Here is an 11,990-nt window from a genome sequence, read left to right on the forward strand (position 1 = left end):
AGAAGAATGACGATGGCGCATCGCACGGCAAGAGGCGGAATGGGGACGCTCTATCGTCGGATTCGCACGCCGCGGTTTTCGAAATCCCGCACGACGCTGGCGACGCTCCGCGCCATGCTCGCCGCGGCGGTTGCTCTCGGGCCGCTCGGGGCCGAACTCTCCGCCGTCGCCCAAACGACGACCGTCAACGGCAACACGCTTGCCATGCGCTCCAACGGCGCCTCCAGCGGTCTGAGCTGGAATCTCGACCAGAACGGTTTCGTCGGGACGTACGTCACGCTGGCCGAGCCCGGCGACGTGACCATCAGCGTGCAGGCCTCGGGCCAGGCGGGCGGCGGCCCCGCGCCGAAGATGAACGTCGTCGTCGGCGACTGGCGGGCCGGCTTCGACGTCGGCGGCACGCTCAACCCCTACGTGCACACGTTCTCGCTGCCGGCCGGCACGCACTTTGTGCGCACCGAGTATCCGAACGATTTCGTCGGCGCCTCGGCGTCCGCCAGCTCGCGGAGTCTCACCGTGCGGAGCCTGAGCGTCACCGGCGCGACGGTCTCCAACGTCAACGACGTGTCCAACGCCCTGGCCGCCTCGGACACGTACATCCAGTACGGTCGCCGCGGCGACGCCCGGCTCGCCCTGGTCGGCGCCGAGCCGGGTTCGACCGTCGACGTCCAGCTCAAGCGGCACGCGTTCAACTGGGGCGCCAACGCCCACGGCACGAGTACGGCCCTCTTCAACAACGCCCAGTACACCGACTTCTTCAAGACGCACTTCAACATGATCGTCCCCTCGCGGGCCGGCAAGTGGAACAACAACGAATCGACGCGCAACGTCGTCACCAGCGTCACCGGCAACGGCTACCTCAACACGATGCTCAACTTCGCCGAGGCCAACAACATGCGGGCCCGCCTGCACAACCTGATCTGGGCCAACTCCGACGGCGCCGAGCAGCCGAGTTGGGTCCGCAATATGCTCAACAACCCTGAAGCGATCGACCCGCTCACCGGCAAATCGAACCTCGACGCCCTCCGCGACGCGATCAGCAACCGCATCGGCTACTACGTCGGCGACGGCCCCGGCGGCTTTCCCGAGCTCTCGTTGCGGTACGACGAGGTCGACATCTACAACGAAAGCCGGCACACCGGCGTCAACGCCTCCACGGACGCCAATTACTGGAACCGCTACGGGGCTGCGGGCGTCGCCGACATCTACGCCGAGGCCGCCCAGGCGGCCGCCAACGCCGGCTCCCAAGCCAAGATGTACGTCAACGAGTACAACGTCTTCAACTGGAACGACCAGTACGCCAACTGGTACCGCCAGCACATCGAGGACATCCAATACGCCGACGGCGATCCGCACACCGCCCCCGTCGGCGGCATCGGCATCCAGGTCTACCTCGGCACAGGCGGCGGCGCCTTCCAGCCCGTCCGCGCCATGCAGTCGATGCAGAACCTCAGCGTCCTGGGCCTGCCGATGTCGATCACCGAATTCGGCGTCTCCGATTCCGTCGAGGATCCCGAACTTGCCAGGCAGTTCGTCAATCAGGTCATGCGCATGTCCTTCGGCCATCCCGACATGACCACCTTCATGTACTGGGGCTTCTGGGCCGGAGGCAACAGCCAAGCGGCTCAGGGCGCCTCGATCCTCGCCAACGCCGACTGGTCGCTCACCGACATCGGCAAGATGTACCAGGACATGCTCGGCATCCAGGATTGGGACGGCGACCCCGCCAACGGCTGGACGACCAGTCTCTCCCTCCCGGTCGGCCCCGACGGGACGATCGACTTCACCGGCTTCTACGGCGACTACGAGATTACCGTCGACGGTCGGCGCTACGCACTCACGCTCGACAAAGGCCAGACCGACCACGCCCTCGTCACGGCCCTGTCGGCCGACTTCAACGGCGACGGACGGGTCGATGACGCCGACTTGGCCGTCTGGCAGGACGGGTTCGGACTCGGCGACGTCGACGGGAACGCCCTGCTCGCCTGGCAGCGGCAACTCGGCCTGCAACTGTCCCCGTCGCTAGGCCCCGCTGCCGCCGCAGCCGTCCCCGAACCCGCCGGCTGGCTCCTGCTGGCCCTCGCGACGCTGATGCGGCGAAGACCTCGGCGGTCGAGCGGCTCTTGAACTTCGGCGAAGATCGTGTCGGACGACGATCTCGAGCGCTTGCCAGGCAAGTGGCACAATCCGGGGGGCTGTCGCTTTTCCCTGGAGGATCTTGGGATGAACAGCGTTGCGTGCTGGATCGTGCTGACAGCCGACGGACGGATTCGGCTGCGGCGGATTCGGTGGCACGAACCGGGTTGCGCGTCGCCGCCGCCCAGGTGACCACGGCCGCCCGGCTCGCCGGCGCCGCGGAGTCCGCCCCCCCGCGCTGCTCGCCCGAGGACTTCGCCCAGGGGATGACGGTGCTCCACCCCGAACACGGCCCGGGCAAAATCACCGCCCTCTCGGGAAGCGGCAAGAACCGCCGGGCGACGGTCCAATTCGCCACAGCCGGCGAACGCCGCTTCATCCTCGCCCACAGCCCCCTGCGCCCCGCCTTTAGATCCGGCAGGGGCGGCAGGAAATCGGCCCCGCACGGGGCCTGGGAAGGGTCCCGAAGTTCAGCCGCAGCGCAAACGGGTAGCCCAGGTCGTCCCCAACCTCGCACGGCGCAGCCGCAAGAAGCATTCCGTTGCGACGCGGCACTCCAGGTGGGGGCGACGCGCGACATTGCCAATGGCGCCATCAGCCCCCGGCTCTGCCGGGGGGTAGATCTCCATTGGGGCAAGCGTTGCGCCTTCGGTGCGCGACCCCCGGCCGGAGGCCGGGGCTGCCTGCGCGCGGGAGGCGTTTCTTCGGGCGCAGCGCTCCAGTTGGGAGCCACGGTGGGAGGAATGCTTCTTGCTTACGCACTCCCTTTGAGAACAACCGGTGCTACCCGGCTTTGTAACGAGCCTGCCGGGCTATCGCCGCCGCGGTTCGGCGTCGTGTCAGCGATGCTGCAATACCGATGACGATGATCAGTTGTAGAAGCGCGACCGACGCCGGCTCAGGTACATGTATGGCATTGAGGTAAATGCCGTATTCGTCTTGATCAAGCCAAAAGCGATCGGCGCGAGTATCTGCATAAACTCGCTTCCAAGACGAGAGGTCGATTTCGAACGATCGTGGATCGAAACCTTCGATCTTGGCGATAAACGAATTGAGTTGCCGGTTTCCGACGATCATCCAACGGTAATGATGGTTGAGCTGCAACTCGTCGACGTGACCGAGGACTCCGGAAGAATTCAAGGGAACAGGCTCGAAGACAAAGGGATTCTCCGGCGTCGCGTTCACAACCATGCGATCGCCGACGAGCAGCAAATCACCGCCGAGGCCGAACGCGCCGCCGGCAACGCCATCGGCGTGGTTGATCTCCCACCGATATCGGCCCCCGCCGCGCAGCTCCATGATTGCGCCAGTGGCGGAACCGAGCATGCCGATCGGCTGCTGGGAATCCAACAGGCCTGGCGCAATGGTCGCGTCTTCCCCAAAAACGATATTGCCGGAAAGCAATCCCGTTCCCGCCAGGACGGAACCTGGCTCGAAGTCAAAACCCTGTGTCTTGAGAACTCCGCTATTGCCCCCTGTGCCCAGGAGGGTCAGCGACGCTCCCGCTGCAAGTCGAATCGATCCGTCGAGCGAAAAATCGGCCGCGAGCGGACGAGTCGACAAGCCGTCGAGCAAAGAAAGCGTCGAGTCCCCGCTAACGAAGAGATCGCCTTTGAGATTTGTGGTCGCTTGGGCATTTCCTTGCCTCCCCGCCAGCATGCCTCCTCTGAGCATCACCGTGGGCGTCGGCGCGGCGCTCTGCACCGGCGGAGTAATTCGATCCAATACGAGCGTCCCCTCAGGGTCGATGGCAACTGTTGCAGACCCCAGTGCGAGATAGCCGCCTCGACCGGAAGTTGCGTAAAGGTGGAGGGAACCTTCCTCAATATGGACGTCGCCCGAATAGTCTGGATTCGAGACGCCGCCAAACTGTACGATTCCGTCGGTCCGTTTCGTAATTGGGCTATTGCCGGTCAACGGAAGTTCGACAAGCCCCGACTCTAGCAGAAGGCTTTCGACGGTTGCGCTCGGGTTGAGACCGCAGCAAGAGAGAGCCAACGAGCCGTTGTCCCTCACCGCGACATTTCCGAGAGAATAACGTGCATCGGGCGACGGGTCTCTAAGGATCAGCTCGCCGCCGCTAATTTCGATGTCCCCGCCGACAGGCAGCGCCGCAACGTTCGTGACGGTGACGTCAGTTCGCGAGCCGGCGATATATGTCTTCCCGGTATATGTATTGTTTCCGCCGACCTTCGTGCTCGCTGCGTAGGTCACGGAGGTCGGGCGTCCGTTGTCGACGATGCCGGCGTTAATCTCGCCTTCGAAGCTGCCGAACACGACAAGCTCGCCGTCGGCGAATTTTCCCGGCTGGACGACGCCGTCGTCGATCTTTGCCGCCAAGAGGCCGCCGCCATCGATGGTCATGGTATGGCCGCCCAGATGAAACATGCCGGTTCCAGCTCCACCCACCAGACCATAGACGGTACGATCTCCGCTCAGGACGCCTGCCCCCTGACTAGGCGGGGCGCTGGCGATGTGGGTCTCCGTCGCCTGCTCAAGCGGAACATAGGGTCCGGTATAATCGCTGACGCGCCCTTCGGCGCTAATCTGGGCGAACCCCCCGGCGTGAATCCACGCTGGGAGGATGCCGTTAACCGAGCCCGGCGAGTTCATTAACACGAGCGACTGGAACATCGAGCTCGATGCCGAGCTATTGAACGGAGAACTGGCGCGGTTGATCTCGGCAGCGACGCTCATGACGGCTCCCGGCTGGCGGACGATTTCGTCGACCACCAGATCGCCCTGACTTTGCTGGCCTCCAAGGTATTTCAGCCCCTGAACGACGGACAGCCCACGTACCAGTTCGACGCGGCTGATGTGCTCGCGCGAGGTGCTCGGCGCTACTGACGGCCAAACGCTTAAGATTCCGCCATGCATTCGCACCGAGACGTCGTCTGGAATGCGATCCGCAAGCGGACCGTCTGACCTCGCGAGATCGATATAGGCCGCGCCAGTATTGAAGATGTCGAGGCGCCCGCCCTCCGGAAGTCGCCCCGCTTCGGCGACGACCAATTCGCCGCCGTACACGCGCGTGGCGCCAACGTGCTCGGCCGGATAGCCCACGAGCTTCAAAACGGGCCGCGAGGATACCAGTCCCAAGGACACTGCCGGGAAGACGGGCTGCCGACCAATCGTGAGATCGCCTCCGCGAAGGCGCCCCTCCAGACGTATTGCCCCGTTTCCGCCGATATAGGCTCCGTGATCGCCCAGTTCCAAGGCTCCTTTGAGCACCGCCTCGTTCGAGACGCTGTTCGCCGCGGGAACAACAAGGAGCGCGCCGCCGTTCGCAAAGCCCGATCCGTTGTTCAGATGGAGGTCTGCTTCCGTCGTCGACCCAGGTTGCACCATCAGTGACGCTCCGCGGGAACGGCCAAGCGTGATTTGGCCGTTGGTGGCGTTACGCCCCGCGACTGAGTCGTTGATCGTCAACTCGCCTGCAAGAACTTGGATCGGGATCCCCGAGTCCACGTGGCTGATGACCCGTCCCTGGACGAATCCACTGAACCGCAACCCGTTCGGCGTCTGAACATTTCCCTGCACCAATCCGGACTGAATATCAATCCTCTCGGCTACGAGCGTTGCGCCCGGCGCCACCTGAATGTTGATTGGCTCAGCGGGTACGCCTCCGCCGGAGCGAATGCTCCGGACGCGCTGATCGGTTTCGACGATGAAATGGCCGTTGCTTCTTATTTCGATGTCTCCCTCGTAAGCCATCGGGACGAGAAATCGCGTGGCTCCGCCTTGCAGTTCGAGATTGATGCCGGCATCTATCGTCTTGACGATATTGATCGGGAATTGCCCGGGATTCAGAATCAGCTTGCCGCTGCCTGCAGCGCCGCCTGACAAGGTAATCGCCCCGCGCGACGTCTTGATCGAATTGACGCTTCCGGTCAACTGCAGCGGCTGGGCAATCGAATACTCAGCGGCAAAGCGGAACTGGGCGTAATTCGTCAGCGTGCTGTTGTCCAGCGTGATGACGCCGCCGGGCGTCATCTGATCCGTCGTCGTTTCTGCGCTCCACAGCTCGATCGTGCTGTTGCGAGCCGTGACCGATTCCGGCGACTCGGCATGCAGACGAAGCGTCCCGTTGGAAATCGCGGTGGGCGCAGCGGAGCTCCCCAATCCCATGGCGGTGTGAACAATCGCCGTCGCATATTCGATTTCCGTCGGCCCTTGGTAACCATTGTCGGCGAACAGGGAGACTGATGCGGGGTACTGGCTGCTGCCAAGAACCCTCAAGGCTCCAGCCTGGTTCAAAGGGCCGTTTGCGATGACGTCCGCGGAACGACCGGCTGAGGCAATCCCCAGGTCGCCAGGTCCTGTCACTCCTCCCGTGAGTTGAAGCCGTCCACGCAACGACGCCGTGTTGTTGGTCCCGACGACGAGCGGGCCGCTCAAAGAGAAACTGGGCGAGATGCGGTCACTGCTGTATGAGTCAATCGAGCCCGACCGCAGCAGAATCGATTCGCTCGTGGAGGAGTTAAGGATCAACGTCCCCCCGTTGACAGTCGTCCCTGCCGCGGCAGTTCCCAAGGCGTTGGACGAGTTCACTAGCACGCTGCCCTGGTCGACAGCAAGGCTGCCGTCCCAACTTGGACTGCCGCTATTAAGAATCAGCATTCCCTGACCCGTCTTCTGAACGTCGCCAGCCGCCGAAGTGAAGCCTCGCGCTAGCGTCAACGTCGCACTGGTCCCCACGTCGACTTCCAGCGTTTCTCCGGCAGCAATGTTCACCGCCGGTGAAACCGTAAACGAGACGGCACGGCTTCCGATGCTAACGCCACGAAGCCTCGCCAGAGCGTCCCCGGGTTCCTCGAACAACAGCGTCCCAGCTCCCGCAACCTCCAGAGAGCCAATGCCGACGAGTTCCAGCTCTCCCAATCGGACAACGCTCCCATTGCCCGCTTCCGGGTGCCGAGGCGGATTTCCAGAGATGATCGCCTTGTCTCCGGCGGCGTCAGGAACAGCAGTCGACCAGTTGGCGGGCATGAACCAGTCGCTCGTCGCACCGGCTCCCGTCCAAGTGCTCGTCGTCTGGCTTGAGGCGAACTGAGGCCAGCCGATCGCCGCCATGGCAACAACCAAGTCGCCTAGCAATCGTTGGTGCCTGTGGAGCATAGCCATTCCCGGCTTGCATCTCTGTGAAGAGATGTGAAGAGACTTGGCGCGACTCGTCACGATGCCAGCGACCTCGCGCTCAGGACGCTGCTGTAGAATAGTTTCCACCATGACGAATAGCAACGCTATGGCTCGCCGGAAGTCGAGGCGTCGAGAAAGGCCCTGTTTCGGACGTAAAGGCCTGCGGTCTCCACGCCGTCTGTCCCGCAAAACTCAGCCAGTGTCCTGGCGCCGGAGGCTCGTTGTTCGCGGACTCACTGTTCTGAAATAGCCCCCGTCAGGAAGCCGCGTTAGTGCGAGACTATGCGACGGCAAGCGCAGATGGGTAGCCCAGGTTGTCCCCAACCTGGGTGGCGCAGCCGCAAGAGGCATCCCACTGTCGCGCGGCGCTCCAGTTTGGGGCGATGGTGGGAGAAATGCTTCTTGCTTGCGCACACCCTTGGGGACAACCGGTACTACCCTGGGGGGCCGCGACAAGGCCGGAATCGTCCGCTCAATTCCCCGCGGGATTCTGGTAGAAAATGGGCCGCCGCATCGCGTAGAACAGATGCTGCCAGCCGCGCGCTTGCGACGCAATCGCGCCCGCGGTCGCGAGCCGCGACGGGTCGCGAGTTTTGCTCGCCCGCCGCGAGTTTTGCTGGCAAAACCAGTCAGCCCGCGATCGGCGTCCCGGCGCGCAACACGTTGGCCCCCAACACGTACGGCGTTATCTTCCCCGCCCCGCAGCCCGGAGTTTTGCACGAGAGAGTGATTGAGTTTTGCTCGCCGGCACAATGACAACACGTTCTCCGCCCCCCCGCCGCCCATGAATTTGGATCCCCTGGGGGCTCCGCTGCGCTGCGACCCCAGCCGCCCTTCCAAAGGCGCAAATGGCATCACGATCACCGCCCCCGGCGCTTGCTGGCGTGCCGATGGCCGGGCGACTATCCTGGGGGGTCCTGCCTGTCCTCCCCTCCTGCCCAAGATGCGGCCCCGTTCGATGTCCCCCTCCGACCCGGCGTCGTTTGTGTTTGCCGCGTGTCAGCACGGGGCGGAAGGGGTGCTCAAGGCCGACGTCGCCCGACTCCACCCCGCGTGGCGCCCGGCGTTCTCGCGCCCCGGGTTCGTCACCTTCAAGGTCGACAAACCGATCGACCGGCCCGAACATTTCCAACTCGCCTCGCCCTTTGCCCGGACGGCGGGGGTGTCGTTGGGCACTGTCGCCGGCAGTAGTGCCGAGGACTTGGCGAGTCAAGTTTGGGCTGCCCCGGCGGTCGCCGAGTTTGCGGCGAATCATCAGGCCGTCGAACTCCACGTCTGGCAGCGCGACCGCGCCGAGCCGGGCGAGCACGACTTCGAGCCCGGCCCGACCGAGTGGTCCGAGGCGGCCGACGTCGCGCTGCGGGCCGTGGCGCCCCCCGGGGCGCTCGCCCGGCCCGACGCGCCGACGCGGACCTCGCCGCGCAACCGCTGGGTGCTCGACGTGATCGTGGTGGATCCTGATCGCTGGCAAGTGGGCGTGCACTTTTCGGGCAGTCGCGCCGCCTGCTGGCCCGGAGGCGTTCCCCCGATCGAAGCGCCCCCGCACGCCGTCTCGCGGGCCTACCTCAAAATGAGCGAAGCGCTGTGGTGGTCGGCTCTGCCCGCGTCGCGGGGCGAGCAGGTGGTCGAACTGGGCTGCGCCCCCGGCGGCGCCTCGCAGGCGCTGCTTGACGCCGGGTTGGACGTGATCGGCGTCGATCCGGCCGAAATCGCTTCCGCGCTGGTCGAGCATCCGCGGTTCACGCACATCCGCCGGCGGGTCAGCGAAACGCCGCGCAGCCTGCTGAAGAAGGCCCGCTGGTTGGCCGCCGACATGAACGTGGCGCCGGCCTACACGCTCGACGCGGTCGAGTCGGTCGTCACGCATCCCGGCATGATCGTCCGGGGGATGATTCTGACGCTCAAACTGCCCGAGTGGCAGCTCGTCGAGGAGCTGCCGACGTACCTGGGGCGGATCCAAGCGTGGGGCTACCGCGACGTGCGGGTGCGGCAATTGGCGTTCAATCGGCAGGAGGTGTGCGTGGTCGCCCTGCGCAGCCGGGGGCAGCGGCGCGTCCAGCGGGCGCCGGGCCGGACGTCGCGTCGCCGCACCGATGCCGCTCACCCTGCCCCGCCGCGGCCCCGGATCGAGGGCGAGTCGTAAGCCCGCCGTTGCGAGCCGTCTGCCCCAGGCGCCGGCGCCGCCGGCGCCTGCGCCGCACGGATGGTGTGGGGGCGCCGGGGAGCCACTATCTGTGGGCCCCGGCGACGGCGCCGCGGGCCGTTCGGCGTTGACCCCCGCGCCAGCGGTTGGTATTTCCCTTGCCACGCGCGTCAGTCTCCGACTTGCGGACGGATCGCAAGTTGCTGCGCCCCCTTAGTCCGCCTCCCCGGCGAGCGCCGTGTCGAGCCTCTTCCCGCATCGTCGAGCCGGTTGGTCGGCGCTCGTCGCCCTGGCGTCGCTGCTGACGATGCGCTGCGTCGCCCAACGGGTCGAGTTTCCCTCGCCCGTGCCCGGCGCAGTTCCCGCGACGGCCTATCCGACGACCCCGGCGCCGTCGCTGCCGATGTTCGACCCCTACGCCGCCCCCGGGACGATTCCCCCCCCGATCGACATGGCGCCTTACGGCGCTCCCTCTGGCGCCGCTCCTGGCCAATACGCCTCGCCGTTTGCGGCCCCCCCGTCGGTGACGCCGTACGCGACGCAACCCGGCTTGGCCCCCGCGACCCCGGCCGCCTCCCCTTGGTCCAGCGGCGTCGGTTGGGAACCGGGGCAGTACGTCTATCAGAATCCCGACGGGACGACCGCGCGGCTGCAGCGGTTCCTGCAGGAGATCAGCGTGGAGCACACCTGGCTGGCCGGCGAGCCTGCTTCGGCGGGGGAACTCGAAATCAATCGCACCGAGCTGACCGCCACCTTCGGCGTGCCGTTGTTCTACAACCCCGACACCCCGCTGCTGATCACCCCGGGGTTCGCGTTCAATTGGCTGGCCGGTCCCTCGGACCCGGTCGCCGATCTTCCCCCGCGGGTGTACGACGCCTATCTCGACGCCTCGTGGGCGCCCCGGTTCGGCGAGCGTCTGTCGGCCGACCTGGGCCTGCGGACCGGCGTGTGGACCGACTTCAAGGAGGTGAACTCCGATTCGATCCGCATCCTCGGCCGCGCGCTCGGGGTCTTCTCGCTGTCGCCGCGGATGGACGTGCTGGCGGGGGTCTGGTATCTGGATCGCAACGTGATCAAGTTGTTTCCCGCGGGAGGCGTTCACTGGCGTCCCAACCAGGAATGGGACATGTATCTCGTGTTCCCCAATCCGCGGATTCGCAAGCGGATGGTCAACATCAGCTCGAGCCAATGGTGGTGGTACGTCGCCGGCGAATACGGCGGCGGGCGCTGGACCATTGAACGGGACGACGGCAGCCCCGACGATTTCGATTACAACGACATCCGCGTCATCGGCGGGTTGGAGTGGGAGACGCAAACGCAGGCCCGCGGCTACGTCGAAGCGGGTTACGTCTTCCACCGCGAGCTGGTGTACGCCCGATCGCTCACTCCGCCGTTTCTGACGCTCGACGATACGGTGATGGTGCGGGTCGGTTTCGATTTTTGACCAGCCCGAACGCCGCACAACCGACGGGTCGCCATGCACGTTCGCCATGTCTTCGCGCTGTTGCTCGCGGCGAGCCTCGCCGTCCGGGCCGGCGCGCAGCAGGCGGGCGGGCCGCAAACCGACGCGTGGGGGCAGCCGATCAGCCCCCTCCCCAGCGTGTGGCCGATCGCGTCCGCCGCGGTCGCCCCGGTGTTTCTGGACGAGCTGCCGCTGCCGCCGGACGAGTCGGTGCGCGTCGCGGGGTTGGTGACGCGAACGGTGCCGCAAGGCGAAGACGTCGCCGCCGCGGTTCCCCCGCCGACGCCGTCGGGGCTCCCCCCGGGGACGCGCAACGGAGTCTTCCAGAAGATTTACTTCAACGCGGCATGGTTGCCCGCGCTGAGCAGCGAACCCGACGCGCTGGGGTTCGGCGACCTTGAGACCGGATTGGTCCTGGGCTTTCCGCTGCTCCGGCCCGACACGCCGTTGTTGGTGACGCCCAACTTTGGCGTGCATCTGCTGGAGAACGCCGCGGCGCTCGATCTGCCCGAGCAGGTGTACGAGGCGTCGGTCGATTTCACGCACCTTCGCAAATTCGGCGACGGTCCGTGGGCGATGAACGCCGGCGTGACGGTCGGCTACTACAGCGATTTCGAGCAGTCCGACGGCAAGGCGACCCGCGTCACGGGCCGCGCGTTCGCCGTGTACGAGTCGTCCCCGGCGGCGAAGTGGGTGCTGGGGGTCGTCTATCTGAATCGCGCCGGGGCGTCGGTGCTGCCGGCCGCCGGGGTGATCTACGCGCCGCACGACGACTTCCGGCTCGACCTGATTTTTCCTCGTCCGAAGATCGCTTGGCGACTGGCCGGCAGCGTGCTGGAAGACGAGCGGTGGGTCTACCTCGGCGGCGAGCTCGGCGGCGGCGCGTGGTCGATCACGCGCCCGTCGACGGGGACGCTCGACTTTCTCAACTACCGCGACTTGCGGGTGCTTGCGGGCTACGAACGCAAGCTGATCGGCGGACTCAGCCGGCAGTTTGAATTCGGGTACGTATTCGCCCGCGAGTTGGAATTCAACGCCCCGGCGCCCGACGTCGCGCTCGACGACACGCTGTTTGCCAGGGTGGGGCTGAAGTATTGACGTCGTGCACGT

5 protein-coding genes are annotated in these 11,990 nt (G+C 65.7%); 4 read left to right on the forward strand and 1 reads right to left on the reverse strand.

Annotated elements, in window-relative coordinates; genetic code table 11:
* Positions 1-12 precede the first annotated feature (12 nt).
* Complete coding sequence (locus KF688_15025) at positions 13-2,127, forward strand: endo-1,4-beta-xylanase (protein MBX3426988.1); 2,115 nt, start codon at positions 13-15, stop codon at positions 2,125-2,127.
* A gap of 792 nt (positions 2,128-2,919) precedes the next feature.
* On the opposite strand, the gene KF688_15030 is transcribed toward KF688_15025, so the two are convergent.
* The gene (locus KF688_15030) at positions 2,920-7,221 is read right to left on the reverse strand and encodes a hypothetical protein (protein MBX3426989.1); all 4,302 of its coding nucleotides are present in this window, start codon (positions 7,219-7,221) and stop codon (positions 2,920-2,922) included.
* A gap of 1,012 nt (positions 7,222-8,233) precedes the next feature.
* Between KF688_15030 and KF688_15035 the strand changes: the two genes are divergently transcribed.
* From KF688_15035 to KF688_15045, 3 genes are all read left to right on the forward strand, one after another.
* Complete coding sequence (locus tag KF688_15035) at positions 8,234-9,418, forward strand: hypothetical protein (protein MBX3426990.1); 1,185 nt, start codon at positions 8,234-8,236, stop codon at positions 9,416-9,418.
* 238 nt (positions 9,419-9,656) lie between these two features.
* On the forward strand, positions 9,657-10,862 hold the full coding sequence (locus tag KF688_15040) for a hypothetical protein (protein ID MBX3426991.1): 1,206 nt from the start codon (positions 9,657-9,659) through the stop codon (positions 10,860-10,862).
* 33 nt (positions 10,863-10,895) lie between these two features.
* Positions 10,896-11,978: a hypothetical protein gene (locus tag KF688_15045; protein ID MBX3426992.1), complete on the forward strand. Its 1,083-nt coding sequence runs from the start codon at positions 10,896-10,898 to the stop codon at positions 11,976-11,978.
* Positions 11,979-11,990: the final 12 nt, after the last annotated feature.

The sequence above is a fragment of the Pirellulales bacterium genome (assembly GCA_019636345.1).
Classification (GTDB): Bacteria; Planctomycetota; Planctomycetia; order Pirellulales; family Lacipirellulaceae.

Bases quoted from the DNA above. Each gene is read 5' to 3' on its own strand.
- KF688_15045 (MBX3426992.1), top strand. From the start codon at position 10,896: ATGCACGTTCGCCATGTCTTCGCGCTGTTGCTCGCGGCGAGCCTCGCC.
- KF688_15035 (MBX3426990.1), top strand. From the start codon at position 8,234: ATGTCCCCCTCCGACCCGGCGTCGTTTGTGTTTGCCGCGTGTCAGCAC.
- KF688_15025 (MBX3426988.1), top strand. From the start codon at position 13: ATGGCGCATCGCACGGCAAGAGGCGGAATGGGGACGCTCTATCGTCGG.